The organism is Myxococcus sp. XM-1-1-1 (genome assembly GCF_020037095.1).
GTDB classification, from domain to species: domain Bacteria; phylum Myxococcota; class Myxococcia; order Myxococcales; family Myxococcaceae; genus Myxococcus; species Myxococcus fulvus.
The window spans coordinates 585,095-610,334 of record NZ_JAIQDH010000003.1 but is presented as its reverse complement, the minus strand read 5'-3'; the positions used below and the strand labels follow the sequence as shown (position 1 = coordinate 610,334).

At 69.9% G+C, this 25,240-nt stretch carries 25 protein-coding genes; 15 read left to right on the top strand and 10 right to left on the bottom strand.

Features of this window, described 5'->3' with window-relative positions; all coding sequences use genetic code 11:
* Window positions 1-106: 106 nt before the first annotated feature.
* The 3 genes from K8640_RS10255 to K8640_RS10250 all read right to left on the bottom strand — a co-directional run bounded on the left by K8640_RS10255 (window position 107) and on the right by K8640_RS10250 (window position 1,440).
* Window positions 107-574, bottom strand: a complete 468-nt coding sequence (locus K8640_RS10255) for a molybdenum cofactor biosynthesis protein B (protein WP_223746923.1) — start codon at window positions 572-574, stop codon at window positions 107-109.
* The gene (locus K8640_RS42840; protein WP_305070646.1) at window positions 550-978 is read right to left on the bottom strand and encodes a hypothetical protein; all 429 of its coding nucleotides are present in this window, start codon (window positions 976-978) and stop codon (window positions 550-552) included. Before K8640_RS42840 ends, K8640_RS10255 begins: the two co-directional genes overlap by 25 nt.
* 144 nt (window positions 979-1,122) lie before the next feature.
* Window positions 1,123-1,440, bottom strand: a complete 318-nt coding sequence (locus K8640_RS10250; protein ID WP_141329915.1) for a Rieske 2Fe-2S domain-containing protein — start codon at window positions 1,438-1,440, stop codon at window positions 1,123-1,125.
* Window positions 1,441-1,518: 78 nt separating this feature from the next.
* On the opposite strand from K8640_RS10250, the gene polX reads away from it, so the two are divergent.
* The 4 genes from polX to K8640_RS10230 all read left to right on the top strand — a co-directional run bounded on the left by polX (window position 1,519) and on the right by K8640_RS10230 (window position 7,014).
* Window positions 1,519-3,261, top strand: a complete 1,743-nt coding sequence (gene polX, locus K8640_RS10245) for a DNA polymerase/3'-5' exonuclease PolX (RefSeq protein WP_223746867.1) — start codon at window positions 1,519-1,521, stop codon at window positions 3,259-3,261.
* Between the two features lie 19 nt (window positions 3,262-3,280).
* Window positions 3,281-3,904, top strand: a complete 624-nt coding sequence (locus K8640_RS10240) for a serine protease (protein WP_223746866.1) — start codon at window positions 3,281-3,283, stop codon at window positions 3,902-3,904.
* A complete protein-coding gene (gene mrtX, locus K8640_RS10235) occupies window positions 3,901-4,629 on the top strand; it encodes a myxosortase MrtX (protein ID WP_223746865.1) in 729 nt (242 codons plus the stop codon). Before K8640_RS10240 ends, mrtX begins: the two co-directional genes overlap by 4 nt.
* 288 nt (window positions 4,630-4,917) lie before the next feature.
* Complete coding sequence (locus K8640_RS10230; protein ID WP_223746864.1) at window positions 4,918-7,014, top strand: M4 family metallopeptidase; 2,097 nt, start codon at window positions 4,918-4,920, stop codon at window positions 7,012-7,014.
* On the opposite strand, the gene K8640_RS10225 is transcribed toward K8640_RS10230, so the two are convergent.
* The 7 genes from K8640_RS10225 to K8640_RS10195 all read right to left on the bottom strand — a co-directional run bounded on the left by K8640_RS10225 (window position 7,011) and on the right by K8640_RS10195 (window position 13,964).
* On the bottom strand, window positions 7,011-8,420 hold the full coding sequence (locus tag K8640_RS10225; protein WP_223746863.1) for a S28 family serine protease: 1,410 nt from the start codon (window positions 8,418-8,420) through the stop codon (window positions 7,011-7,013). The two genes, K8640_RS10230 and K8640_RS10225, sit on opposite strands and share 4 nt — an antisense overlap.
* Window positions 8,421-8,513: 93 nt before the next feature.
* Window positions 8,514-8,852 (bottom strand): DUF1330 domain-containing protein, encoded by a 339-nt coding sequence (locus tag K8640_RS10220; protein WP_223746862.1) that lies wholly within the window; start codon window positions 8,850-8,852, stop codon window positions 8,514-8,516.
* A 24-nt stretch (window positions 8,853-8,876) separates the two neighbouring features.
* Window positions 8,877-10,625, bottom strand: coding sequence for a GYF domain-containing protein (locus K8640_RS10215; RefSeq protein ID WP_223746861.1), 1,749 nt, complete (start codon window positions 10,623-10,625; stop codon window positions 8,877-8,879).
* Between the two features lie 212 nt (window positions 10,626-10,837).
* The gene (locus K8640_RS10210; protein WP_223746860.1) at window positions 10,838-11,098 is read right to left on the bottom strand and encodes a hypothetical protein; all 261 of its coding nucleotides are present in this window, start codon (window positions 11,096-11,098) and stop codon (window positions 10,838-10,840) included.
* Window positions 11,099-11,111: 13 nt separating this feature from the next.
* A complete protein-coding gene (locus tag K8640_RS10205; protein WP_223746859.1) occupies window positions 11,112-12,533 on the bottom strand; it encodes an NAD(P)(+) transhydrogenase (Re/Si-specific) subunit beta in 1,422 nt (473 codons plus the stop codon).
* A complete protein-coding gene (locus K8640_RS10200) occupies window positions 12,530-12,823 on the bottom strand; it encodes an NAD(P) transhydrogenase subunit alpha (protein ID WP_046713014.1) in 294 nt (97 codons plus the stop codon). Before K8640_RS10200 ends, K8640_RS10205 begins: the two co-directional genes overlap by 4 nt.
* Window position 12,824: 1 nt before the next feature.
* Entirely contained in the window at window positions 12,825-13,964 is a 1,140-nt protein-coding gene (locus K8640_RS10195) for a Re/Si-specific NAD(P)(+) transhydrogenase subunit alpha (RefSeq protein WP_223746922.1), read from the bottom strand.
* Between the two features lie 265 nt (window positions 13,965-14,229).
* On the opposite strand from K8640_RS10195, the gene K8640_RS42835 reads away from it, so the two are divergent.
* The 11 genes from K8640_RS42835 to K8640_RS10140 all read left to right on the top strand — a co-directional run bounded on the left by K8640_RS42835 (window position 14,230) and on the right by K8640_RS10140 (window position 25,233).
* A complete protein-coding gene (locus K8640_RS42835; RefSeq protein ID WP_305070645.1) occupies window positions 14,230-15,951 on the top strand; it encodes an AMP-binding protein in 1,722 nt (573 codons plus the stop codon).
* Between the two features lie 183 nt (window positions 15,952-16,134).
* Entirely contained in the window at window positions 16,135-16,521 is a 387-nt protein-coding gene (locus K8640_RS10185; RefSeq protein ID WP_223746858.1) for a DUF4280 domain-containing protein, read from the top strand.
* The gene (locus tag K8640_RS10180) at window positions 16,514-17,563 is read left to right on the top strand and encodes a type VI secretion system protein IglI family protein (protein ID WP_223746857.1); all 1,050 of its coding nucleotides are present in this window, start codon (window positions 16,514-16,516) and stop codon (window positions 17,561-17,563) included. The genes K8640_RS10185 and K8640_RS10180 overlap by 8 nt, the downstream gene beginning before the upstream one ends.
* Before the next feature lie 4 nt (window positions 17,564-17,567).
* On the top strand, window positions 17,568-18,461 hold the full coding sequence (locus tag K8640_RS10175) for a hypothetical protein (protein ID WP_223746856.1): 894 nt from the start codon (window positions 17,568-17,570) through the stop codon (window positions 18,459-18,461).
* A 63-nt stretch (window positions 18,462-18,524) separates the two neighbouring features.
* Window positions 18,525-19,115: a type VI secretion system contractile sheath small subunit gene (gene tssB / locus K8640_RS10170; protein ID WP_141325432.1), complete on the top strand. Its 591-nt coding sequence runs from the start codon at window positions 18,525-18,527 to the stop codon at window positions 19,113-19,115.
* A 46-nt stretch (window positions 19,116-19,161) separates the two neighbouring features.
* On the top strand, window positions 19,162-20,652 hold the full coding sequence (gene tssC, locus K8640_RS10165; RefSeq protein ID WP_223746855.1) for a type VI secretion system contractile sheath large subunit: 1,491 nt from the start codon (window positions 19,162-19,164) through the stop codon (window positions 20,650-20,652).
* Window positions 20,653-20,704: 52 nt separating this feature from the next.
* Window positions 20,705-21,283 (top strand): hypothetical protein, encoded by a 579-nt coding sequence (locus K8640_RS10160; protein ID WP_223746854.1) that lies wholly within the window; start codon window positions 20,705-20,707, stop codon window positions 21,281-21,283.
* 23 nt (window positions 21,284-21,306) lie between these two features.
* On the top strand, window positions 21,307-22,557 hold the full coding sequence (tssK, locus tag K8640_RS10155; protein ID WP_223746853.1) for a type VI secretion system baseplate subunit TssK: 1,251 nt from the start codon (window positions 21,307-21,309) through the stop codon (window positions 22,555-22,557).
* A gap of 1 nt (window position 22,558) precedes the next feature.
* Window positions 22,559-22,960, top strand: a complete 402-nt coding sequence (gene tssE, locus K8640_RS10150) for a type VI secretion system baseplate subunit TssE (RefSeq protein WP_141325439.1) — start codon at window positions 22,559-22,561, stop codon at window positions 22,958-22,960.
* A complete protein-coding gene (locus K8640_RS10145) occupies window positions 22,957-24,606 on the top strand; it encodes a hypothetical protein (protein ID WP_223746852.1) in 1,650 nt (549 codons plus the stop codon). The genes tssE and K8640_RS10145 overlap by 4 nt, the downstream gene beginning before the upstream one ends.
* A 24-nt stretch (window positions 24,607-24,630) precedes the next feature.
* Window positions 24,631-25,233: a hypothetical protein gene (locus tag K8640_RS10140; protein WP_223746851.1), complete on the top strand. Its 603-nt coding sequence runs from the start codon at window positions 24,631-24,633 to the stop codon at window positions 25,231-25,233.
* The last annotated feature ends 7 nt before the right edge of the window (window positions 25,234-25,240 follow it).

Genomic DNA, 25,240 nt, shown 5'->3' with positions numbered 1-25,240 from the left:
AATTCCGTATACTCTGCGTAAACATTTCCCGTGGGTCAATCCTCAAGCCCCTGGCAATAAGGGAAAGCCGCAATAACTCTCGCGCGATGAAAAAACCGCGCGTTCGTTACCGGGTCAGCTCCCGAACGGCGTGGCCCAGTTCGGGGAGGATGAGCGCCTCCAGCGCGAGCCGTACGGCCTGCGGCGAGCCCGGCAGGGCGAAGATCATCATTCCCTGATACGTGCCGGCGGTCGCGCGCGACATCATGGCCGGGCTGCCAATCTGCTTGTACGAGAGCATGCGGAACAGCTCACCGAAGCCGGGGAGCTCCTTCTCGAACAGACCTCGCAGCGTCTCCACCGTGGTGTCGCGCCGACCGATGCCGGTGCCCCCGGTGAAGAGGATGGCCCGGGCGCCCACCGACTGGGCCTCCGCCACCGCCTGCCGGATGGCCTCCGGGTCGTCCTTCACGACGACGTAGCCGGCGACGCCGTGGCCCGCGGACTCGAGGCCCTCGCGCAGCACCCTGCCGCTCGCGTCACGTGAGGCATCGCGGCTGTCGGAGCACGTCACCACGAAGGTGCTGACGTGCACCGGCGCACGCGACTTGTGCTCGTGCGAGACGCTTGCCGCACCGTGCTCGTGTCCGTGGCCGTGGGCATGAGCGTGCCCATCCTCGTGGCCGTGGCCGTGGCCGTGCTCGTGGCCGTGGCCGTGGGCATGAGCGTGCCCATGCTCGTGGCCGTGGCCGTGGTCATGAGCGTGCTCATGCTCGTGGCCGTGGCGGTGTTCGTGGTCATGACCGTGGCCGTGGCCGTGGCCGTGGCCGTGGGCATGAGCGTGCCCATGCTCGTGGCCGTGGTCATGAGCGTGCTCATGCTCGTGGCCGTGGCGGTGTTCGTGGTCATGACCGTGGCCGTGCTCATGCGAGTGCCCGTGGTCATGCGCGTGCGCGGCGTCATGACCGTGTCGGTGGTCATGCGCGTGCTCGTGCTCATGCGCGTGTTCGTGGGAATGCACCACGCCATCCTCATGGGTGTGGGGATGTTCGTGGTGGTGCTCGTGCCGATGCGAGGGCGGCGCGCCGCCGTGGTCATGGTCGTCGTGTGCCATGAGGAGGAGACTCCGGTGCCGGAGGCACGTCAGGTGTTGTCGGGAAGCTCGACGACGAGGGCGCCGTCCTGGACCTCGACGCTCACTGTCGGCTGGTCGTCACAGACCCCGGGCGAGGTCTCGTTCCTCCCCGTGTCCATGTCGAAGCCGACCTCATGGCACGGGCAGACGACCATGTTGTCCTCGATGCGTCCGCCCGACAGCAGACAGCCCGCGTGGTTGCACCAGTCATCAAGGCCCTTGTAACGGCCGTGAATCTTCGCGATGCAGACATTGCGCTTGCCGACTTCGTAGCCGCGCATTTCCCTCTCGGCGAAGTCCGCCGGTCCGAGCTTGATCTTCGTCATCGCCGCCCTTTTCCCACAACGAGAAGCAAGCTGCACCCCCGTTCCCCGGGCATTACCTTCTTCCAGGTGACCTCTGACGTGACCCCGCCCATCGTCGACAAAGCCACCGTTGCCCAGGTCCTCCGGGACATCTCCCTGCTGCTCCAGCTCCAGGGCGAGAACGGCTTCCGCTCCCGTGCCTACGACATGGGGGCCGACCGCATCCTCGGCCTCACCCAGGAGCTGGGCACCCTCGTCGCCGAGGGCCGCCTGGAGAGCCTGCCGGGCATCGGCCCCGCGCTCGCCGAGAAGATCACCGAGCTGGTGACCACCGGACGGATGACCTACTTCGAGGAGCTGCGGGCGAAGTTCCCTCCGGGACTCCTGGAGCTGATGAAGCTGCCGGACATCGGCCCGCGCAAGGTCGCCACCCTCTGGAAGGAGCTGGGCATCGGCGGCGTCGAGGCGCTGGAGCAGGCCTGCCGCGAGGGGCGCGTGAAGCAGCTCAAGGGCTTCGGAGAGAAGAGCCAGGCGAAGATCCTCGAGGGCATCACCCTGTATCGCCGCGCCCGCGGCGAGCGGAAGCTGCTGGGCGACGTGCTCCCCATCGCCGAGGGCCTGCTGGAGCGCGTACGCGCCTCCCCCGGGGTCATCCGCGCCAGCCTGGGCGGCAGCGTGCGCCGCCGCGCCGAGACGGTGGCGGACGTGGACATCATCGCCTCCGCCGCGGACCCCGGCCCCGTGCTGGACGCGCTCGCCACCTCCCCCGGCGTGGCCACCGTGATTGGCAAGGGCGACAGCAAGTGCTCCGTTCGCATGGAGGCCGGCGACCTCCAGGTGGACCTGCGCGTGCTCCCCGACGAGGACTTCGCCACCGCCCTGCACCACTTCACCGGCTCCAAGGCCCACCACATCCGCCTGCGCAACCTGGGCCACGAGCGCGGCATGAAGATCTCCGAGTGGGGCGTGCACCGCGACGACGGCACCAAGCTGCCCGTCGCGGACGAGGCCGCGCTCTACGCGCTGCTCGACATGCAGTTCGTCCCGCCGGAGCTGCGCGAGGACAACGGCGAGGTGGAGGCCGCGCGCGCGGGCAAGCTGCCCACCGACCTGGTGACGATGGAGGACCTGCAGGGCGCCGTGCACGCCCACTCCACCTGGTCCGACGGCCGCAACACGCTCGAGGAGATGGCGCTCGCCGCCAAGGCCCTGGGGCTGAAGTACCTCACGATCACCGAGCACAGCGAGGCGGCCATCTACGCGGGCGGCCTCAAGGTGGAGGCGCTCGAGCGCCAGTGGGAGGAGATCGACCGCGTCAACGCCGCCGTCCCCGGCATGCGCCTGCTCAAGGGCATCGAGGTGGACATCCTCGAGTCCGGCGCGCTCGACTACGACGACAAGGTACTCGAGAAGCTGGAGGTGGTCATCGCCTCCATCCACGTGCGCCACTCCATGGACGAGGACCAGATGACGAAGCGGGTCCTCACCGCGCTGGACAACCCGCACCTGCACATCCTCGGGCACCCCACCGGCCGGCTGCTCCAGAGCCGCGAGCCCTATCCCCTGCGCATGGACGAGGTGCTCGAGCACGCCGCCCGGCGCGGCGTCGCGGTGGAGATCAACGGCAAGCCCGCGCGGCTGGACATCAAGGCCGAGTATGTCCGCAAGGCGGTGCAGTTGGGCGTGAAGCTGGTGGTGAGCTGCGACGCACACCGCCGCGAGGACCTGGCCAACCTGGCCTTCGGGGTCGCCACCGCCCGGCGGGGCTGGGCCCGCAAGCAGGACGTGCTCAACACCCAGAGCGCCGAGCGCTTCCTCACCGCGCTGCGCGCCGGGCGGTGATAGGCTGCCTGGCGCGCCGATGTCCCGCCTGTCCCCGCTCGTCCTCTCACTGTGTCTCCTCGCCCTGCCCGCCGTCGCGGCGGACAAGGCGCGCCCCTCGCGCGCGGACCTCCAGCGCGTGCTGGAGCAGCACACCCGCTCCGTGGTGAAGGTCACCGGCCCCCAGCGCACCGGCCACGGCGTCATCGTGGGTGCCGCCGGACAGGTGCTCACCTCCGTGGAGCCCGTGGGCGAGGAGTATGTCGGCCTCCAGGTCGCCACCGTGGAGCACGCGGGCCAGGCCCTGCCGGCGCGCGTCCTGCTCGCCAACGGCGCGCTGAAGGTCGCCGTCGTCGCGGCGCCGGATGGCGCGTACCCCGCGGTGGCGGTGCGGCTTCTCAAGGACGGCGACAGCCTGGAGGGACGCTGGGTGGTGGGCGTGGTGCCCGGCACCCGGGGCCGTCCCGCGAAGCCGACGGCGGCCCAGGTCTCCCGCGCGACGGCGCCCTTCTATGACGTGCCCCTCGCCCTTCCTCCCGGCAGCCCCGTGTTCGATGGGGACGGCAGGCTGGTGGCGGTGGTGGTGCAGCGCACCCGGCGCGGCTGCAGGGTGCTGCCCATGGGCGAGGTGAAGGTGACGCTCGCCTCCGCGGACGGACCATGACCCAGCAGTCGGTGGCGACTCCCTGGCGCCCCAGCGCCGTGCAGGAAGCCGTGGGCCTGTGGGCCCTGGGCTTCGCGGGCATCATCGCCTCGTTCCTCGCCTTCGGCGGCACCAGCATCCCCAAGCTGGTGGCCACGGTGGGCTTCCTCTACCTGCCCCTCATCCCCATGCGCTGGCGGGACGAGGACTACCGCGACTACGGCCTGTCCGCCCGCGCGTGGCGCGAAGACCTGGTGTTGTTCCTCAAGGTCTCCGCGCTGGTGGGCCCGCTGTTCTTCCTCGCGTTCGCCGGCTTCGTGGAGCTGCTGCCCCACCTGCCCGAGTCACTCGCGCGACACCTCACGCCCCTGGGCGGCGAGGTCCACTTCCGCCTCCGGCTGCCGCCGCGCTTCGGCGAGTGGGTGGTGGATCAGCTCTTCGTCGTGGCCCTGCCCGAGGAGTTCTTCTACCGGGGGTATCTGCAGGCGCGCCTGCGCGACGCCTGGCCCCAGGGCCGCAAGTTCCTCGGCGCCCGGCTGGGGCCCGCCTTCTGGGTGACCGCCCTGCTCTTCGCCCTGGGCCACTTGGCCATCTTCCAGACCTGGCGGCTGTCGGTCTTCTTCCCCGCCCTGCTGTTCGGCTGGATGCGCGAGCGCACCGGCACCGTCGTCGGCGCCGCCCTCTTCCACGCCGCCTGCAACCTCTTCGTGCGCGTGCTCGAGGCGTCCTTCTTCGGCGGGCCCTGATCCACCCCGAAGCCCCGGAAGAGCGCCTTTCCATGCCGGTGAGGCTGGAAAAATCCTGGGATAATTCACGGTTAATTCGGCTTCGCGGTCCGGAAACCCGCCCGGGTGGGCTCATACCCCCAGAGTGACGGCCAGCACTCCGTGTCCTCAAAACCGCTTGAAAACACTGAAACACGGGCTGAAACAAGCCGACAAACCCGAAATGGCGCGTCGCAGCAGGGGGGGCGGCAACTCCATGTGACGTGGGTGCGACAATTCTCGCATCCCCCGCTGTGAATGAGCTTTGAAATGACCATCCGCCGAGTCGACACCAAGCCCGTCAGCGTTCGCCCCGCGACCACCGAGACCCAGCCCAAGAACACCGCGAAGGCGGCCAGCACCCCGCTGCAGACCAAGGACGGCTTCGGCCCCGCGGCGCGCACGACGGACCTGGCGCGCGCGGAGAAGACGCTGACGCAGGTCCCCGCCGGCCCGGGCCGTCTGGCGCTGCAGAGCCCCGAGGCGCAGAAGGCCGTGCAGACCTCGCTCAGCCACCTCAACCCGCTCAAGGGCGCGCAGACGCTGATGGCGCAGCAGCCCGCGTTCGCGGCCGCCAACGTGGAGAAGGACGCGCTGGGCATGACGCACGTGCGTCTGGACCGCGTTCACGAGGGCGTGAAGGTCTTCGGCGAGCAGGTCATCACGCACCTGGACAAGGACGGCAAGGTGACGAGCGTCACCGGCGAGCAGTCCGTGGTCCCCGAGGGCCTGGGCAAGGAGCTGCCCAAGCTGAACACCCAGTCCGCCATCGACATCGCGCGCAAGGAGTTCGGCGGCAAGCCGGACAAGCAGCCGCACGCCGAGCGCGTCATCTACCAGGACAAGGCCGGTGAGTATCACTCCGCCTACCGCGTGCAGATGTCGCAGATCGAGGGCCAGGACCGCCCCCGCAAGATGAACTACCTGGTGGATGCGAACACCGGGAAGATCTTCGAGTCGTACAACGAGATCGGCGGCTTCTACGGCTCCAACAAGGGCCTGCCGAAGGCGGGCGTGTCGGCCGGGCAGATCTCCGCGACGAACACCACCAAGGCGGAGATCGCCGACAACAGCACCGTGACGTCCAAGGTCAAGGTGGACCAGGACGGCACCATCGAGAGCCTGAAGCTGGACCTGGACATCGCCCACACGTTCAAGGGCGACCTGAAGGTCACGCTGACCAGCCCCTCGGGCAAGAGCGCGGTGGTGCACAACCGCGCCGGTGGCAGCGCGGACGACGTGAAGGGCACGTTCGACCTGAGCGACTTCGCCGGTGAGTCGGCCAAGGGCGAGTGGACGCTGACGGTCGAGGACAAGGCCAAGCGCGACACGGGCACGCTCAACGGCTGGGGCATCAGCATCACCCCGAAGGAAGTGCCCCCCGAGCCCGGCAGCAAGGCGGACGACACGTCGCTGTACAGCGGCAAGGTGGCGCTGGACACCAAGCAGCAGCCGGACGGCACGTACACGCTCGAGGACAGCACGCGCGGCAAGGGCGTGAACACCTACGACGCGATGAACAAGTCGACGGCGTCGGGCAAGACGCAGCTGACGGACGACAACGACGTCTGGGGCGAGGCCACCGACGGCCAGCGCACCAAGGCGGGCGTGGACGCGCACTACGGCGCGGCGATGACGTACGACTTCCTCAAGGAGGTCCTCGGCCGTGACTCCATCGACGGCGCGGGCGAGGCGCTCAACTCCTTCGTCCACGTGCGCACCAACTACGTGAACGCGTTCTGGGACGGCACGAAGATGAGCTACGGCGACGGCGACGGCAAGACGTCCGGCCCGCTCACCGCGCTGGACATCGCCGGCCACGAGATCGCCCACGGCCTGACGGAGCGCACCGCCGGCCTCATCTACCGCAACGAGTCCGGTGGTCTGAACGAGGCGTTCAGCGACATCATGGGCGCGGGCGTGGAGTGGTACGCGTCCACGAAGAACCCGGCCGTGAAGTTCAACTGGACGGTGGGCGAGACGGCCTGGACGCCGACGAACGGCGACTCCGAGGACGGCCTGCGCTACATGGACGACCCGAAGCGGGACAACTACTCCATCGACAACTACAAGGACTACCCGAAGCAGACGGAGGTCCACGGCTCCAGCGGCATCGCGAACAACGCGTTCTACCTGCTGGCCAACGGCGGCACGAACCGCACGTCGCAGATCGAGGTCAAGGACGGCATCGGCATGGACAAGGGCCTGAAGATCTACTACCGCGCCCTGGCCCACTACATGACGCCGAACACCACGTTCGCGCAGGCCCGCGCCGCCACCGTCCAGGCGGCCACGGACCTCTACGGCGCGGACTCGACCGAGGTGGCGAAGGTCAAGGAGAGCTGGACCGCCGTCGGCGTGAACTAGCGCTGACGTGAGCCGGGAGGACGGGGGCCGAACTCCTCGCCCTCCGGCTCCAGTCGCCAGGATTGTGATTGCAGTCCCGAGGCCCGGGACTCCGCGCCAGCCCACTGGCGAAGGAGTGCCTGGGCCTCGTTGCGTTCGGCGACGGGCAGCTGGGAGATGCGCGCGCCGTGGTTGCCCGCGGGCACGGTGTACAGCGCGGACTCACGCGCGCCGCCCAGCTCCACGGCCGCCGCCGTCCACGGGTCCTGCCCGCCGTAGACGAACATCAAGCGCTCGCCCTCGCGCGAGACCCAGTCCTGGATGTCCGGCATGGCGTGCTCGACGAAGGTGGCCGTCACGCCCTGGGGCAGGTACGTCGCCGGCACGTCGGTGCCCGGGAAGCGCAGCAGGTCCGCCAGGTGGGACTCGAACGGCCGGGGGAAGCCCAGCTCCGCGGCGGCCTGGTAGTAGTAGGGCCCGTAGGCGTCCACGTCCGCGTCCGCGAAGAAGGCGAGCCCCACGCGCCCGTCCAGCTCGTCCATGAGCGCGGCGTCGCTCGCCGTGGCGGGGGGCACGGTGTCGCAGCGCGAGAGGCTGTCGTACTGCCAGAAATAGAAGAAGTGCTCGATGAGGGCGTGCTCGAAGGCGCGCTCCAGGCCCAGGTGCGTGAAGGAGAGCGCCTGCTCACGGGCGCGCGTCTCCATCAGTGCCAGCATCGCCTCGCGCCGGCCGAGGGCCGCGCGCTGGAAGGCCTTCAATCGCTCACGGCACTCCGCGGTGCCGACGGACTCCTGGAAGGCGACGAAGCGCGCGTCGTCGTAGCGGGCGAGCGGCGCCACGTACGCCACCGTCCCGTCCACGTCGTCCGGGTAGAAGCGCCGGAAGAACACCATCGTCTCGCCGCCCTTGCTGGCGCCGGTGGAGATCCACTTCCGGGGATACAGCGGCTTGAAGGCCTGGACGACGCGGTGGAAGTCGTCCGCGGACTGCTTGATGGTGAGCAGGCTCCAGTCCGCGGGCGACGGGCGGCTGGGGCCGAAGAAGCGGTGCTCCAGCGAGAGCTGGTTGGCGTCGAGCAGCTGCGTGGGCTCGCGCCGCGAGGCCTGGAGCGAGACGAAGTAGCCGCCGGCGTAGAGCACCATGGGGCGGTCGCTGGAGACATGCAGCAGCGTCATGCGCTGGCGGAAGCGCGGGCCGTCCGGGCGGGTGTGGTCCGCGGGCTGCTCGAACTCCATGACGAAGAAGCGGGCCGACGCGGGGAACTGCGCGTCCAGGGCCTCCTCGCGCACCGTCAGGCCGGGGATGGCGGACAGGCGCGCGAGGATGTCCTCCTCGACGACGGGGTCTCCGTCATCACAAGCCCAAGACAGACAGGCGGCGAGAGCGAGGGCAAGAAGCCCACGACGCAGGACAGGCTCGGCGGACATGACGCTCCAGTTCGCACCGCTCCGCTCGCGCCGGGACGACGCGCGGGACGGGCTCGGGCGTGGAGGCTACTCCGATTCGGCGCAAGGGCCCGCTCAGGGCGCCAGCGTGGAGACGCCGGCGACCACCGGGAGGCCCTCGTCGCGCGGCAGGCCGTCCATCAACAACATCATCGTGTGGGCGCTCGCGTGGCGCAGCGCCTTCGCGGCGGCGTACTCGGGCGAGGACCACCAGGAGCGGGCCTGCTCGACGTTGGGGAACTCGAGGATGACGAAGCGCGGCGGCTGCCACGTCCCCTCGAGCGCCTCCGTCGCCCCACCCCGGACCAGGTAGTGCCCGCCGTACCGCGCGATGGAGGGCGGCGCCAGCTGCCGGTAGCGCTCATACGTCTGCACGTCATGCACCGCGATTTCGACGACGACGTAGGCAGGCATGGGCGCTCTCCTGTCGGTGGGCTTTCAGAACACGAACGGGAACCGCACGGGCCCCCCCTGCTCCTGGTGCTTGGGGAAGTCCCACGCACGGACCTTGGCCTCGATGCAGCGAGCGAACGACGTGCCCCGCAGTGACGCCGTCTCGGTGACGACCTCCGACACCTCGCCACTGGGGAGGATGGACCAGCGCACGACGACGCGCGTGCCCTCGTCCACCGGGCGCGGCTTCACGTTCGCGCACGCGGTGACCTCGCCCTTCTTGGCGAGCACGACCTCGAAGACGTCCGACTGGGTGAGCGACAGGCGCGGGTTCTGGATGGGCGCCACCGGCGGGATGTAGACGGACGGAGGCGGCTCACGCTTGCGCGGCCCCGACGCCGGGCCCGACAGCTCGCGCGCATAGGCCGCGTCCGGTCCCAGGTCGCTCTCCAGGTCCCCGAAGTCATCCTCCGCCGCCGCGGGCGCCTCGGCGGGCGTGGGCGCGGGCGCGGTGGACCGGGAGGACAGCTTCACGTCGGCGGCGCGGGAGCTCGGCGACACGGGCGGCGCGGCCTCCACGTCCCGCTCCTGGCGCGACGTACGAGAGATGCCGCTCACCTCGGCCGCGAGCCCACCACCCGACGCGGGCACCACCGGCACCGAGCCACCCCGCTCCACGGTGACGACCCCCGTGAGCGAGGGACGCGAGGGCGCGCTCGACGTCGCGACGGCGCCTCCGGCTGGAATCACGGCGCCACCGCCGGGCGCCCCCACGGCCGAGCGCGCGAGCGCGTCCGCCACGGCGGGCGCGGGAGGCTTCGCCGCCACTTCGCGAGGCGTCTCGACGAGCACGGGCGCCACGGACAGCTCGGCCGGCACCTGTGCCATCGGAGCCGGCGCCACGGCGGGCACGGCCGGAGCCACCGGGGCCGGAGCGGGCGCCGCGGGCGGCTCGGACTTCATGAACGCGGGCAGGTTGAAGCGCGACAGCAGCTGCGAGGCCCCGACACCCGAGCCGAACAGGCCCATGACGATGGCCACGGTGACGCCTCCGGCGACGCCGCCGGCCAGCGTGAACCACCAGCCACCCAGCCTCCACTTCGCCTCGACCTGCTCGGTGGCGGCCGTCACCTCGGCCAGCACCGCGTGGGCGCCCACCGGGTCCACCGGCACCGAAGCGGCGGGAGCGGGAGCACCCGGCGCGGCGGGTGACGCCACCACGGCCCACGCGGGAATGCCCGAGACATCCGCCTCGCTCACGGCCGCGAACCCAGGCGCGCCCGGCAGCTCCGTCAGGGCGGCGTCCAGGGCCGCGCTGAGCTCCTGCGTCGCCGGCATCAGCGCCTCGACCAGCTCCGGCACCTGGCTCACCGGCACCCAGGCCTGGAAGCCCGCGCGCCAGCACAGCGTCTCCGGCCGCAGCTCACCGCGCGCCCAGGGCTCCTTGAGGGCCTCCGCGTCGAAGGGGCCCGAGGGCTGGGCGCCCAGGGCGAGGAACCAGGCGTGGTTCGCCGCGATGGGCGGCGTGGGCGTGGCGTCCTCCTCCACCAGCACGGAGGACACGAGCGAGCGACGCACACCCTTGTGCAGCCGCTCCTCGTTCACGTCGTTGCGGGCGCGCGCGTTGGCCGCCGCCACGCGGGGGTTCTTGTCCGTGCGCAGCTTGCTGACGAAGACGTCGAGCTCCGCCTCGGACACCCCGCCGAACACAGGGGAGCCTCCGCCGTCCGGCTCGTGGGGGCCCGCGGTTGTTTCATCCGGCTGGGACTTACCGTCCCGTGAATCGCCGACCATTCGCCAGCTCCTTGCTTCCACCACGCCCCGACGCCATCAGAACCCCAACAATGGAATGCCGACGCGCGATTTCGTCAACGGGGAGTCTCTGCGCGAAGGTGGCCAGGGTCCACACTCAAGAAGGAGAGGGGGCGGAAATCTCCATTCTCACGCCGAATCACGAGACACACCACCGCACATCTCCCCACGCATGCGGCAGAAGACCTCCAGTCTCACTCGACACAGAGGTGCTTCTCCAGGACGAGGAAGGTAGGCGCGGGGAAGCCCGGGTGGGTGCCTTGGGAGAGGAGCTGGTAGCCCAGCCGGCCATACCAGACGTGGTGGTCCTCCAGCTCTCGGCGGACCGCGGCCTCCGTCTTGCCGTGGGCGCTGGAGGGAGGCTCCAGCCGCCCACGGTACTCCTCGAACGACTCGCGCAGCAGGCGGGCGAGGAGCGCGGCGTCGTCCGAGGTCGCTTCGCGCGGAAGGGGCATGCGCCCTTTCTAGCTACTCCTTGAGCGCGGAGGTGAACTGCATCAGCGTCTTCTTCGCGTCCCCCAGCACCATCATCGTGTTGGAGCGGACGAAGAGCTCGTTCTCGATGCCGGCGAAGCCCGCGTTGAGCGAGCGCTTGAGCACGACACACGTCTTGGCCAGGTCCGCGGAGAGGATGGGCATGCCGTAGATGGGGCTGCTCTGGTTGCTGCGCGCGGCCGGGTTGACGACGTCGTTGGCGCCCACCACCAGCGCGACGTCCGTGGCGGTGAAGTCGTCGTTGATGACGTCCAGGTCGAACAGGTGGTCGTACGGCACGTTGGCTTCCGCCAGCAGCACGTTCATGTGGCCCGGCATGCGGCCCGCCACCGGGTGGATGGCGTAGCGCACGTCACAGCCGTTGGCCTGGAGGACGTTGGCCAGCTCACGCACCGCGTGCTGCGCCTGCGACACGGCCATGCCGTAGCCCGGCACGACGATGACGGAGCGCGCGGCGCGCAGCACCTCGGCGGCCTCCTCCACGCTGCCCACGTTGGGCGCGGGTCCCGAGGGCTGGGCGCCCTCCGTGACGGCCTTGGCCTCCGGCACCGCGCCGAACGCGCCGAAGAGCACGTTGGAGAACGAGCGGTTCATCGCCTTGGACATCATCATGCCCAAGAGGAAGCCGGAGAAGCCGTCCAGCGCGCCGCAGATGATGAGCACGTTGTTGCCCAGCGCGAAGCCCGTGGCCGCCGCCGCGAGGCCCGCGTACGAGTTGAGCAAGCAGATGACCACCGGCATGTCCGCGCCGCCGATGGGCAGCACCAGCAACACCCCCAGCAGCACGCCCAGCGCGGCCACCAGGTAGAAGGCCCACGCCGAGCCCGGCGAATACACGAGCAGGCCAATCAACCCCAGCGTGCCGACGATCATCAGCAGGTTGGAGAGGTTCTGCCCCGGATAGGTGACGGGCCGGCCGGTGATGAAGCCCTGGAGCTTGCCGAACGCCATCAAGCTCCCGGTGAAGGTCAGCGCGCCGAGCGCCACCTCCAGCCCCGTGGCGGAGATCTGGAGGGTGGTCATCTGGGGGCCGCCGTGCTGGAGATACTCGACGACGCCGACCAGCCCCACCGCGAGCCCGCCGAAGGCATGCGAGAGCGCGATGCGCTCCGGCATCTTCGTCATGGGAATCCACAAGCCCATGCCCGTGCCCACCGCCGAGCCGATGAGCAGCGCCACGACAATCCATTCCCAGCGCACGATGACGTGCGTCACGCCCACGCCATACAGCAGCGTGCCGGCCACCGCGGCCACCATGCCCAGCTCCGCGAGCAGCACGCCCCGCCGGGCCGTCTGCGCGTCGCCCAGGTCCTTCAGGCCGAGCACGAAGAGGATGGAGGCGAGCAGGTACAGCAGCTGGACGAACGTCTCCGTGAGCGAGAGGGCCGCCGTCATCGCGCGCCGCCCTTCTTCTTGAACATGCGCAGCATGCGGTCGGTGATGAGGAAGCCGCCCACCACGTTGATGGTGGCCGCCAGCACCGCCACCGCGCCGAGCACCGTGGACACCGTGCCGTAGTGCCCGCCGGCCGCCAGCAGCGAGCCCACCAGGGAGATGCCGGAGATGGCGTTGGTGAAGGCCATCAGCGGCGTGTGCAGCAGGTGCGGGACCTTGGAGATGACCTGGTAGCCCGTGAAGGCCGCCAGGAAGAAGACATACAGGCCGAAGATCAACGTCAATGACATGTCAGCCCTCCCTCATCGCCACATCCGCCACGGCGGGGTGGACCACCTCGCCGCCGCGGGTGATGAGCATGCCCTTCACGATTTCATCCGAGACATCCAGCTTCAGCACGTTGTCCTTGTCGGTGACGTGCGCGAGCAGCTTCTCCATGTTGCGCGAGTACATGGCGCTGGCATGCACGGAGAGCTGGCTGGGCAGGTTCCGCTCACCGACGATGGTGACGCCGAAGTCCGTGCGGTAGCGCTCCCCCACCCGCGTCAGCTCGCAGTTGCCGCCCTGCTCCGCGGCGATGTCCACCACCACCGAGCCGCTCTTCATCCGCCGCACCATGTCCGCGGGCAGCAGCACCGGCGCGCGCCGTCCGGGAATCTGCGCCGTGGTGATGACCGCGTCCGACTTCGCCACGTGCTGGGCGAGCACCTCCGCCTGCTTGCGCCGGGCCTCCTCGCCCAGCTCCTTCGCGTAGCCGCCCGAGCCCGCCGCGTCCTCGATGTCGATGTTCACGAAGCGCGCGCCCAGGCTCTCCACCTGCTCCTTCACCACCTTGCGCACGTCGTACGCCTCCACCACCGCGCCCAGCCGGCGCGCCGTGGCGATGGCCTGCAAGCCGGCGACGCCCGCCCCCAGCACCAGCACCTTCGCGGGGGGAATGGTGCCCGCGGCGGTCATCAACATGGGGAACAGCCGGGGCAGCGCCTCCGCCGCGAGCACCACCGCGCGGTACCCCGCGATGGTCGCCTGCGAGCTGAGCACATCCATCATCTGCGCCAGCGTCGTGCGCGGCACCATGTCCGCCGCCAGCAGCGTCACCCGCCGCTTCGCCACCGCCCTGGCCAAGGCCGGGTTCGCCAGCGGATAGGCCAGGCTCACCAGCACCGAGTCCGGCCGCAGCCGCTCCACCTCCGCGTCATCCGGAGGCTGGATCTTCAGCAGCACCTCCGCTTTCGCATACAGCGCGTCGGTGCTCGGCTCGATGCGAGCGCCCGCCGCGTGGAGCTCCTCGTCGGAGCACTCCGCGCCCAGGCCCGCACCGCTCTCGACCACCACTTCGTGCTTCCTGCCGACGAGGCGTTTCACGCTCTCCGCCACGAGCGCGACCCGCCTTTCGCCCGGCGCCGTTTCACGGGGGATGGCGATGATCATGCGGGTCAGCAAAGCCCATCCGCTCCACCCGATTCAATCCCAGCCACGCAAGCTTGTTGGCAATCCCAGTCAAGCTCGGCCGCGTCACGACTGTTGGCAATGCAAGCCATTGCCCCCACCCTAGTGGATACCCCCGAGCCCCACCCCACCCCGCGTCCACCCGCTCCGTCGGAGCGGCCGCGCGTTTCACCGACGGCCCGAGTCTTGCCTGCGGGTGGCCCCACGCGTCCGCCGCGTCGCGTAGACTCCCTCCGAGAACGCCACCATGCCCTTCGACCTCCGGGAAATCCTCCGCCAGACGGAAGCCACGACCAGCGACGGAGCACTTCCGGCCTGGCTGCGCGACAGCTGGAGCGACGCGCCCGGCTTCATCGCCACGCTCGCCGCCCACCACGCCAGCCGGGGTGGGCCCGCGCCCAAGAGCCGTCCGGGCCAGCACCACGACTTCTTCCACGACCTGGTCGTCCGTCACGCGGACTCCACCGCGCCCGCGCTGCGCACCTGGGACGGCGCCCGGTGGCAGCTGCTCGGCTACCGCGAGCTGGCGGACCGGGCCTCGCGCCGCGCCGCCGAGTGGGCCGCCCAGGGCGTCAAGGCGGGCGCCAGGGTCGCGCTGGTGCATCCACTGGGGCCGGAGCTGCTCGTGTCCCTGCTGGCCTCACTGAAGCTGGGCGCGTGCGTCAGCGTGCTGCCCCCCACCGGCACCCACTTCCTGGCCCGCAGGCTCGCGCGCCTGGAGCCCGCCCACATCTCCGCGGAGGCCCACCAGGCCCCGCTCATCAAGGGCCATGAGGCGCTCCTCCTGCGCTCCAAGGGCGACGTCGCGCCCGGCTTCACGTCCCACACGTACAAGCCCGGCGACACCGTGGCCCTGCTGTTCTCCCCGCTCGTCGACCCGCCGGACACGCCCGTCCCCCTCACGGCCGAGCGGGCGTGGAACGGCGCCCTGGTCGACGGGCTGCTCACCTTCGGCCTGGGCGCCGGGGACGCCTTCGCCGCGCCCGGCTTCCACTTCCTCCAGCACCAGCCCGCGCTCCTCTTCGCCACGCTCTTGCGCGGCGCCACCTATGTCCACCTGGAGCCCGCGGAGGTGGAGCGCGCGCCCGCGCGGCTCACGGAGCTGCCCCTGCGCTCGCTCGGCGTCTCCCCCGCGCTGCGCGAGGCGCTGGTCCGCGCCAACAAGGGGGCCTTGCGCGGCGTGGCCCACTGGTTCCGCTCCGCCGATGACGCGCTCGACTGGGAGTCGTGGCGCGACTGGATGCGCCAGTGCGACGTGGCCAACGTGCCCCACACCCACGTGCTCATCGACGCGGCCGAGGGCGGCGCGGTGCTCGCGTCCCGCCGGCACACCGGCGAGCTCCACACCGCCCTGGCCCCCTCGCCGGGCCGCGCCTGGGCCTTCAAGGACCTCAACCTGAGCGGCCAGGAGGCCGCCGGGGACGTGGGCCTCTTCACGCCGCTGCCCGACAAGGGCCGCCCCCCGCCCTTCGTCCTGCTCACCCGCCAGCGCGAGCAGTACCTGTTCTCCGGCACCCGCGACACGCGCCGCGAGGGCCGCGTCTACCCCTCCGCCGAGGTCATCGAGGCGCTCGCCGACCTGCCCTTCTGCCACGGCGCGTCCGTCACCCCCGCCGCCTCCGCGGGCACCTCCCGTCACGCGCCCCACGTCTTGATCCTCTTCACCGGAGCGGAGGACGCGGAGGGCTTCGCCAAGGAGCAGGACGCGCGCCGCGTCGAGGTCAGACGCAGGCTGGAGCTGCGCCTGGGCGCCGAGCACCTGCCAGACCGCGTCGAGTTCTTCCCCCTGCTCCCCCACCGGACGAAGGAGGGGCGCATCGACGAGGCCTGGTGCCGCGCCCAGTACCTGATCGGCGCCCTCCATCAGAAGTCCACGGATCCGATGTTCCAGGCCCTCACCGCGCTGCGCGGCCGCCTGCGGGAGAGCGTCCGGGCCCCGGGCGAGGACGAGCGTACAGGCTCGCGGTAATCCACGCGTACGCGCCGGACGCGCCCGCGTTCGTCGACAACGCGCACCGCCAACGCGCCGCAGCCCCCGACGGGGGGCCCCAGAGGGAAGCGCGGCTGTCCACTGGCTGGCACGACTCGCGCAATGGGGTGGCTCCGCGTCAGGCGCTCCATCCCGGAGCCCGGGACGCGCGCGAGGTGGACCATGGGTGCCCAGGTCGTCATGGGAGCGATGCTGCAATGCAGCTTCGGCGTCGCCCCCTCGTCGCTGGTGGTGCTGCCCGCCAACAAGGTGGTGGGCCCGACGCCCGCGGCCAACATCCTCGACAGCAAGCCCCTGGTGAACATCCTGCCCTTCGGGATGTGCCAGTCGCTGGCCAACCCCACGGTGGCGGCGGCGACGGCGGCGGCCCTGGGCGTGCTCACCCCCATGCCCTGCATCCCCGCCACCGCGGCGCCGTGGGTGCCCGGCTGCCCCAAGCTGCTGCTCGGCAGCGCCCCGGCGCTGGAGAGCAACTCGAAGCTGATGTGCTCGTACGGCGGCGTCATCCAGATCGTCTCCCCCGGCCAGGTGAAGGTCATCGATGGCTGACGCGGCCCTCACCCTGGCGCCCTTCGACGGCACCCTCCTCGAGAAGCTCCTCGAGGGCGCTCCTCCCGCGCCCGCGCCGGACGGCGAGCCCGACGCCCGCGTCGAGGCCGTCACGGAGGCGGTCGCCAGCGGCGAATACGCCCAGGCCGCCCGCGGCGCGGAGGCGCTGCTGCGCGAGGGCCAGCGCGACACGCGGCTCGTCGGCATCTACCTCTTCGGCGGGTTCCAGGAGCGCGGCCTCCTGGCGATGCCGGGGATGTTCCACTCCATCCACCACCTGCTCACCGACAGCCTCCCCGCGTTCGGCCCGGAGTCCAAGCGCGACATCTTCCTGGAGAGCGGCCTGCGCTGGCTGTTGCGCTCCATCAACAAGCACCTGGCCCACCACGAGAAGAAGCAGGACGCCACGTGGCGGCGCTGGTGCGAGGCCGACATCCGCGCGCCGCTCGAGGAGGCGCTCGCGCTGGGCGACGCCATCCTCACCGCCATCCCCGCCACGCTGCCCAAGAACGGCTGCGAGGAGCCCTTCCGCAACCTGACGCACTGGCTGCGCCGCCACATGGAGGCCCTGCCCCCGCCCGCGCCCGTCACGCTCGTGCCCCCGCCCGCTCCGGAGCCCGTGGCCGTCGCCGCGCAGCCCGTGGCCGTCGCGCCGCCGGTGGCCCCCACGCAGCCCGCGCCCGTCGCCGTCGCCGCGCAGCCCGTCGTCGCGCCGCCGCCAGGCGTGCCCATCTCTCCGCAGCTCGCGCTGCTCATCCGCAAGCTGGAGGCCTTCACCCTCCTGCTCGAGAAGGGCGAGCTGCCCAAGGCGGGCGTGGTGGCCTCGGACGTCATGGCCACGGTGGAGCGGTTCGACCCGCGCGTGTTCCTGCCGTCGCTCTTCACCCGCTTCTTCGCGGGCCTCAGCAGCCACGCGCACCAGCTGGAACCCTTCCTGCAAGAGGCCGACTCGCTGTCGATGCGAGCGCTCGAGCAGCTCTACCGCGTCGACCTGGACGCGTTCATCGCGCAGCAGCCGCCCGGCGGCGGAGAGGAGGACTGACGTCATGCAGCAGCACCCACCCCAGCCCGCCGTCCGCCTCGCCCCCGTCGAGGAGCGCATCCGCGAGCACGCCGGCGCGTTCGACATGCCGGCCCTGCTGGAGCTGCTCTCGAAAGAGGGCTACGGCCCGGACGACGTGGAGCTCAAGAGCCACCGCGGCACCGTGCACGCGCCCCGGCTCATCCAGTCCGTCGACTTCGCGCGCAACCCGCGCCGCGCCATCATCACCGTCCACCTGGGACTGCTCAGCGTCCAGTCGCCCCTGCCCTCCTTCTTCCTGAAGGCCATGGAGTCGCTGGAGCACGACGCCATGGAGAGCTTCCTGGGCTACTTCGACCACCTGCTGCTCAAGGCGCGCTTCGCCGGCCTGTTCCCCGAGCGCGACGGGGCGCTGCTCCCCGGCTGGGAGTCCGCCGCCGCGCACCGCCTGCGCCTCTTGCGCCCCGGCTGTCCCTCCACGCTGCACTGGCTGTTCTCCCAGGCATATCCGGAGGCGGAGGTCCGCGTGCGCCGCGCCACCCGCCGCCAGCGCATCGACACGCGCGGCATCCGCCTGGGCGGCGCGGCCCTGGGCGACGGCACCGCGATGGGCGGCTTCGCCACCGTGCCCACCGGCGGCCTGGAGGCGTGGCTCCACGTCAACGAGTCCTTCTGCGGCACCGGCGCCGCCTGGGCCGTGGAGGCGCGCCGCCGCCTGCGCTCGCGCGTGCTGCCGCACCTGGTGGACACGCCCGTGTTCCTCACCGTCGCGCTGGTCATCAGGGATCAGCACGGCCACGCGCGCGTCGAGGACACCAGTCACCTCGGCTACGAGCCCATCATCGGCGGCCCCGAGGAGGACCGGCAGGTCGTCCTGTTCTCCGGCGACACCGCCCCCAGAGCTTCACCCCCGCAGTGACGTGCAGCACCCCGGCACGTCGCCGGGCAAGAAAGGCCTTCAAACCGAGGGAGTAACGTAGCCATGTCAATCCAGGATCAGTTGCCCAAGTCACGAATCACGCTCACGTACCGCACCACCATCAACGGCGAGCAGGAGACGGTGAACCTGCCCCTGCGTCTGCTGATGCTGGGTGACTTCTCGCTCGGCTCCTCCGAGGACCGCAAGGTGGACCTCGAGGCGCGCAAGCTGCGCTCCGTCAATGGCAAGAACCTCGACGAGCTGATGAAGGACATGAAGATGTCCGTCAGCTTCCAGGTGCCCAACCGCATCAACCCGGATGTGGAGGCGGACCTGAACGTCGAGCTGCCCATCGACCGGATGAAGTCCTTCCACCCGGACGAGATCGTCAACCACGTGCCGAAGCTCAAGGCGCTGCGGCTGCTCAAGAAGCTCTTGCTGGAGATGCAGTCGAGCATCGACAACCAGAAGGCGCTGCGCAGCATGGTCTACGAGCTGTTCTCCAACAAGGACGCGCTCAAGGCCGTGCTCGCCGAGCTCAAGGACTACGAGTCGCTGCGTCTGCCGGGCAAGCCCGCGCTCTCCTCCGACGCGACGCCCGCCGCCGCCACCCAGCCGGCCACCGTCTCCGAGCCCGCCACCGTGAAGGCGTAAGGGCCCGCTTCCTCAACCCACCCTTTTCCATCTCAAGGTAACCGTCATGGCTGAAACCTCATATCTGCCTGGGTTGTTCAAGAGCGTGCGGCTGGAGCGTCCCACGGACGCCAAGCCGATGATCTCCGAGAAGTTCGTCCCCACGCTGGACGAGAAGGAAGTCACCATCGAGGCGCGCTTCATGTCCGCGCTCGCCGCCCTGGTGCAGAACGTCACGCCCGCGGAGACCGACTCGGGCGACGCGCTGCGCTTCGACAAGGGCAAGGTGCTCGACGTCGTCAGCCGCATCGACTCGATGATCGACGACCAGATGAACGAGATCCTCCACCACGAGCGCTTCCAGCAGATGGAGTCGGCGTGGCGCGGTCTGGACGACCTGGTCGCCAACACCAACTTCAAGGCGAACATCGCCATCGACCTCCTGGACGCCGCGCGCGACGAGCTGGGTCAGGACTTCGAGAACAACTCCGCGGACGTGTTCGCCGGGGCGCTGTTCGACAAGGTCTACATCCAGGAGTACGACCAGTACGGCGGCCGTCCCTTCGGCGCGATGATTGGCCTGTACGAGTTCTCCTCCTCGCCCGGCGACATCAAGTGGCTGCGCGCGATGGGCAAGGTGGCCAACGCCGCGCACTGCCCCTTCGTCGCCGCCGTGAGCCCCAAGTTCTTCGGCTGCGAGAAGGTCGAGGAGATGGAGGCCATCAAGGACCTGGAGGGCGCGCTCGCCCACCCGCGCTACGGCAAGTGGAACGAGCTGCGCGACAGCGAGGAGGCCGCGTACCTGGGCCTGACCTTCCCGCGCTACGTGCTGCGCCTGCCCTGGCACCCGGACAAGAACCCCTGCGACGACCTGCACTTCACGGAGAACGCGCAGGGTGACTCCAGCAAGTACCTGTGGGGCAACTCGTCCGTGCTCTTCGCCCGAAACATGGTGAAGGCGTTCGAGAACTCCGGCTGGTGCCAGTCCATCCGCGGCCCCAAGGGCGGCGGCCTCATCACCGGCCTGCCCGTGGACACGTTCTTCCTGCGCGGCCAGGAGGAGCTCAAGGCCCCGGTGGAGATCGCCATCCCGGACTACCGCGAGTTCGAGTTCGCGCGGTGCGGCTTCATGCCGCTGGTGTACCGCAAGGGCACCAGCGAGGCGACGTTCTTCAGCACCCAGTCCGCCAAGGTCTCCAAGCGGTTCAAGGACCCGAAGGACTCGGAGAACTCGCAGCTCGTCACGAACATGGCGTACACGTTCTCCATCACCCGCCTGGCGCACTACGTGAAGTGCATCATGCGCGACAACATCGGCTCCACGGCGGATGCGCCCTACATCCAGCGGCAGATCGACGCGTGGCTCGCCGGCTACGTCACCACGGTGGCCAGCCCCGACGACATGACGGTGCGCCGCTTCCCGTTCAAGGCCACCAACGTGAAGGTGGAGCAGCGCACGGGAGAGATCGGCTGGTACGACTGCAAGGTCGCCGTGCTGCCGCACATCCAGTTCGAGGGCCTCAACGTGGAGCTCATGCTGGAGTCCCGGCTCGGCTGAAGTCCCCCGCTGCAACCCCACCAAGCAGTCCCACCCAATGCAGGAGTGAGTCATGCCTCAATTCGCCAGAGACCTGGACATCTACCAGGGCTACAACTTCAAGAAGGACAAGCAGTCTCCCGTCGGCTACATCCTGTCCATCAGCATCGGCGGAGAAGCGCTGGTGGCGGACCAGGAGACCATCAAGGACCCGGAGCAGCCGGACAAGGACCTGGCCTCCAAGGCCGTCGCGGTGCTCAACAACTACCTGTGGGAGACGGGCGTCACCGACGCGCTGTACTTCTCCGGGCAGATCTCCACCGCCAACAAGCAGAAGATCTCCGAGATGCTGCTGGGCAGCTTCTCCAACATCGAAGTGGTCGTGAAGTACGTCATCTACGAGTACGACCCGCTCGCGAAGAAGTACTTCAAGTCCAACTTCGTGGACGCGGACCTCAACGGCCTGCTGGAGAAGAACGGCGACGCGCTGAACATCGCGGTGGCGGAGAACGCGTCGCGTGAGGTGCAGTCGCCCAAGAACTTCACGTTCCAGATCGGCGTGAAGCCCAAGACGGTGGAGCAGTCCATCAACGTCGCGGCGGCGTCCTCGAAGAACATCGTGAAGAAGTGGGGCGTCACGGAGACGGCCTAGTCGTCCTGCGGTAAGAGAGCACCATGCCCCCCTTCAAGCTCGCCCGGGTCCGGTGGCACGTCGGTCAGACGCTGCTGCCGGAGCACTTCGAGGCCCAGGAAGAATCACTGGAGGCCCAGGTCCGCCTCCAGGCCTCGCTATCCGGTACGCCGAGTCACGGCGTGGCGGCCATGGCCTGGAGCGAGCCACTGCTGGCGGGTGGAAGCCTGTCCATTGCCACGTTGACGGCGGTGACCCCCGCCGGCTTCGTGGTGGATGTGCCGGGCAACGCGGTGCTGCCGCCCTTCTCGCTTGAGGGGACCGGCCGCGCCGAGGCCACCGTCTACCTGCACGTGCTGGGGGGCAGCCAGGGCGCGGCGGGGGTGCGGCTGTACGCGGAGGACTCGCCGGTGTTGGAGCGGGTCATGCGTCGGCTGCGCCTGTCCGCGGAGCCCGTGCTGGATGGGGCCATCGACACGCTGCCGCTGGCCGTGTTCCGGCGGGACACCGAGGGTGTGTGGGGACTGACGGAGGACCTGGTGCCTCCGCTGCTGCTCGTCGGTCCCCACCCGTTCCTCTCGGCCCTGCTCGTCAGACTCGATGACCTGCTGGAGCAGGCGCGGCTGCAGCTCATCGCGCGCCTGTCCGACAGCTACCTGCGCTCGGACCGGCTCACCAACGCCCGCCGCGCGCTGTGCGAGGTGCAGCGGCTGCAGGCGCTGCGCGGCGACATGACCCGCCACATCTCACCCCACCCGTACGTCTTCTTCGACGCGCTCAGGGACCTGTACTTCGAGTCCTGCTGCTACCTGGAGATGATGCCGGACGCGGACCTGCCCACGTATCAGCACGACAGCCCGGGCAAGGGCCTCATCCGCTGGGTGGAGCTGCTCACGCGCGCGCTCCAGCCGGAGTCCACGCGCGCCACCCATCGCTCGTTCACCGCGCGCGACGGGCAGTTCGTCTTCTCGCCGCTGCCGCCCGAGGTGCTGGAGAGCGGCGAGCTGTACATGCTGGTGCAGCGCAAGCGGGCCGGAGAGCCCCTGGTCGTGGACGGCGTGAAGCTGGCGGGGCCCTCGCGCCTGGCCACGGTGCGGCGCATGGCCCTCAAGGGCATCCCGTTCCACCACGTCCCGCACCCCTCGTTCCCGCATGCGCTGGGACCCGAGATAGACTGGTACCAGCTCGTGCAGGGCGAGGAGTGGCAGTTCGCGCTGCGCGAGAATGGCCTGGCCTTCTACGCCACCCCGGCGTTGCAGGGAGCCCAGGTGTCCCTCTTCTGGCGCAGGGCGTGACATGGGCCGAGCCTCCTTCCTCGACAAGTTCGCCACCCGCGCCGACTCCGCTCGCGCGTCCGGCAAGAAGGGCCACAGCGAGCTGGAGCACGTGGTGCGCAACCTGGAGGCCGTGCTCAACACCAAGGAGGGCTACGGCTTCTTCCGCCGCGACTTCGGCCTGGGTGAGTACACGGAGAAGTACGGCACGCGGGAGCTGGTGGAGACGCTCACCCGCGAGCTGACCGAGGAGATTTCGCGCCACGAGCCGCGCCTGTCGGACGTGGAGTTGACGATGCGCGGGCGCGACGCGGGGCTGTGGCTGCACTTCGGCCTCGTCGGCACGGTGGGCCAGGAGCGCCGCAAGCTGCGCCTGCGCTTCGACACCCTCAGCGGCAACGTCCGCGTGGAGGAGGAGCCATGAAGGCCGACAGCTTCGCGGACCGCCTCCAGGTCGCCGTCACGCTCACCGCGGGCGGCACCCCGCACGTCATCACTCCGGGGGACGTGAAGTCCTTCGCGCTGACCTTGCGCTCGTTCGGCTTCGAGGGCCGCGTGGCCTTCGACCTCGCGGACAACACGTCCGCGGGCGGCCTGGAGAAGGACCAGCTGAAGGCGGCGTTCCTGGAGCAGGACCTGATGGAGGTCCAGTTGGAGCTGACGGCGGTGCACACGGACGCCGCGCCCCAGCCCGCGCTCACGTCGCTGAAGGTGAAGGGCCTGGTGTCGGAGCGCTCGCTGGTGGAGGTGCCCGCCGCGCCCCGTCCCGGCGCCCCGCTGCTGCACCGGCGCTACGAGGTGACGTTCCAGGACGCGGCGGCGCTGCTGTGGAGCCAGCACTTCCCCTGCGTGCTCTACACGCAGAAGACGATGAAGGACGTGCTGGACGCGCACAAGGGCACGCACATCCCGCTCGTCTACGACTGGAGCGCGGGGCTGGACGCCACCTGCCCGCAGCTGTTCCTGGGCCTGACGCCCGAGCACGGCGCCAGCTTCTACGACTTCCTCCTCTGGTACGTGGACACGCGCGACGGCGTGCTCGCGTACGACTACACGGCGGCGAAGTACAAGCTGTCCGCCGCGAAGGCCGCGGAGGGCACGCCCGTGAAGCTGTGGGGCCCGGACGTGGACCAGGTCACCGTGCGCTTCCCGGAGGTCCCCCGCCACGAGGTGACGGTGCTCAACGCGGTGGCCGAGGGCCCCGCCACCCGGCCCATCAACCAGCAGAGCGCCGTCACCGGCATCCGGCACGACGTGCTGCTGCGCACGCCCATCACCAACGAGGTGGACGCGCGGGTGACGCTGGAGACCGCCCGCCTCAAGGTCCGGGGCAAGGAGGTGGAGCTCGGCTGGAAGCGCTTCCCCGCCACCGCCCTGGTGCCCGGCTCGCTCGTCAAGCTGCCCACCACGGAGGCGTGGGCCGCGGCGGGGCTGGCCGGCGGCGAGACGTTCCGGGTGCGCACCCTGGCGTTGCGAGGGGACGCGCTCGCGTCCACCCCGGACGCGGAGCACCTGTCGAAGAACGGGGGCTTCGAGTTCCAGATGGCCACGCTCCTGGAGCCCCAGGCGGAGAAGTGGGTGGACCTGCCGCCCTACCTGCCGCCCACCTGGCCCCGGTACGTGGAGGGCCTCATCGTCAGCGAGATGGGGGACGAGCCCCACGAGACGTGGCAGGCCTACACCGACTCCAAGACGTCGCAGGACGGGTACAAGGTGAAGATTCCCCTCTGGGCGAATCAAATCGTCACCCTGCCCTTCAACCCGAACCTGCTGCCCGGCCACTTCTACTTCCCGGCCTACAAGGGGGAGCGCGTGCTGGTGGGGCTGGACTTCCAGAAGGCCTGGCTCAAGCGCTTCCTGGACTGGCGTGACACGGCGCGCATGCCGGCCGACGGCCAGGGGACGCATCTCTTGGTGGGCAAGACGCCGGAGAACGGCACGTCCATGAAGCACTCCTACGTGGACGGCAAGCCGGTCTTCCTCTTGCAGAGGACGAACGCCAAGGACACGGCCCGCATCGAAATCAAGGAGGGGACGCTGGTCATCCGCGTGAAGGAAGAGCCCGCTTAAGGCGGCTGGAGGCGTGAAGGAGCCATGGGAACGCTGGTCTGCACCATCGAGCTGGACAAAGTGAAGGGCATCACCGTCACGGTGGACAATGCCGACGCGAACATCGTCCAGACCGTGACGATGGACGGCACCGCCATCACCCTGAAGGTCGCCGGGCAGAGCGACACCAGCACCGTCGTGCAGAAGGCCGACAGCATCGTCGTCACCGTCAAGGACTTCAAGGTCGACGCCCAGACGATAACGCTCCTGTCCAAGGGCACCTCGGAGTGGACGAGCCAGGACACGCTGAAGGTGACGAGCACGAAGGACATGAGCCTCACCACCCAGGCGAAGCTCACCCAGACGGCCACCCAGGACGCGAGCATCAGCTCCTCGGCGAAGGTCAACGTGGAGGCCACCCAGGCGCTGGCGCTCAAGGGCCTGACGGCTTCCATGGAGGCCACCGGCGGCGAGGCCAAGATTGAAGGCCTGACGCTGAAGGCCGCGGGCAAGACGGACACGCAGGTGACGGGGCTCAATGTCAAGGTGGCGGGGCAAGCCGCGCTGGACCTGGAAGCCCAGGGAATGGCCAACCTCAAGGCATCCGGTATCACCAGCGTCTCGGGCGCGCTCGTGAAGTTGGGGTAAGGAGTCA

Bases quoted from the DNA above. Each gene is read 5' to 3' on its own strand.
- K8640_RS10140 (WP_223746851.1), top strand. From the start codon at position 24,631: ATGGGAACGCTGGTCTGCACCATCGAGCTGGACAAAGTGAAGGGCATC.
- tssB (WP_141325432.1), top strand. From the start codon at position 18,525: ATGTCAATCCAGGATCAGTTGCCCAAGTCACGAATCACGCTCACGTAC.
- K8640_RS10175 (WP_223746856.1), top strand. From the start codon at position 17,568: ATGCAGCAGCACCCACCCCAGCCCGCCGTCCGCCTCGCCCCCGTCGAG.
- K8640_RS10220 (WP_223746862.1), bottom strand. From the start codon at position 8,852: ATGCCTGCCTACGTCGTCGTCGAAATCGCGGTGCATGACGTGCAGACG.
- K8640_RS10215 (WP_223746861.1), bottom strand. From the start codon at position 10,625: ATGGTCGGCGATTCACGGGACGGTAAGTCCCAGCCGGATGAAACAACC.
- K8640_RS10240 (WP_223746866.1), top strand. From the start codon at position 3,281: ATGTCCCGCCTGTCCCCGCTCGTCCTCTCACTGTGTCTCCTCGCCCTG.
- K8640_RS10180 (WP_223746857.1), top strand. From the start codon at position 16,514: ATGGCTGACGCGGCCCTCACCCTGGCGCCCTTCGACGGCACCCTCCTC.
- K8640_RS10205 (WP_223746859.1), bottom strand. From the start codon at position 12,533: ATGACGGCGGCCCTCTCGCTCACGGAGACGTTCGTCCAGCTGCTGTAC.
- K8640_RS10200 (WP_046713014.1), bottom strand. From the start codon at position 12,823: ATGTCATTGACGTTGATCTTCGGCCTGTATGTCTTCTTCCTGGCGGCC.
- mrtX (WP_223746865.1), top strand. From the start codon at position 3,901: ATGACCCAGCAGTCGGTGGCGACTCCCTGGCGCCCCAGCGCCGTGCAG.
- K8640_RS10230 (WP_223746864.1), top strand. From the start codon at position 4,918: ATGACCATCCGCCGAGTCGACACCAAGCCCGTCAGCGTTCGCCCCGCG.
- K8640_RS10195 (WP_223746922.1), bottom strand. From the start codon at position 13,964: ATGATCATCGCCATCCCCCGTGAAACGGCGCCGGGCGAAAGGCGGGTC.
- K8640_RS10145 (WP_223746852.1), top strand. From the start codon at position 22,957: ATGAAGGCCGACAGCTTCGCGGACCGCCTCCAGGTCGCCGTCACGCTC.
- K8640_RS10160 (WP_223746854.1), top strand. From the start codon at position 20,705: ATGCCTCAATTCGCCAGAGACCTGGACATCTACCAGGGCTACAACTTC.
- tssC (WP_223746855.1), top strand. From the start codon at position 19,162: ATGGCTGAAACCTCATATCTGCCTGGGTTGTTCAAGAGCGTGCGGCTG.
- K8640_RS10210 (WP_223746860.1), bottom strand. From the start codon at position 11,098: ATGCCCCTTCCGCGCGAAGCGACCTCGGACGACGCCGCGCTCCTCGCC.
- tssE (WP_141325439.1), top strand. From the start codon at position 22,559: ATGGGCCGAGCCTCCTTCCTCGACAAGTTCGCCACCCGCGCCGACTCC.
- K8640_RS10250 (WP_141329915.1), bottom strand. From the start codon at position 1,440: ATGACGAAGATCAAGCTCGGACCGGCGGACTTCGCCGAGAGGGAAATG.
- K8640_RS10225 (WP_223746863.1), bottom strand. From the start codon at position 8,420: ATGTCCGCCGAGCCTGTCCTGCGTCGTGGGCTTCTTGCCCTCGCTCTC.
- K8640_RS42835 (WP_305070645.1), top strand. From the start codon at position 14,230: ATGCCCTTCGACCTCCGGGAAATCCTCCGCCAGACGGAAGCCACGACC.
- K8640_RS10185 (WP_223746858.1), top strand. From the start codon at position 16,135: ATGGGTGCCCAGGTCGTCATGGGAGCGATGCTGCAATGCAGCTTCGGC.
- tssK (WP_223746853.1), top strand. From the start codon at position 21,307: ATGCCCCCCTTCAAGCTCGCCCGGGTCCGGTGGCACGTCGGTCAGACG.
- K8640_RS42840 (WP_305070646.1), bottom strand. From the start codon at position 978: ATGAGCACGAGCACGCGCATGACCACCGACACGGTCATGACGCCGCGC.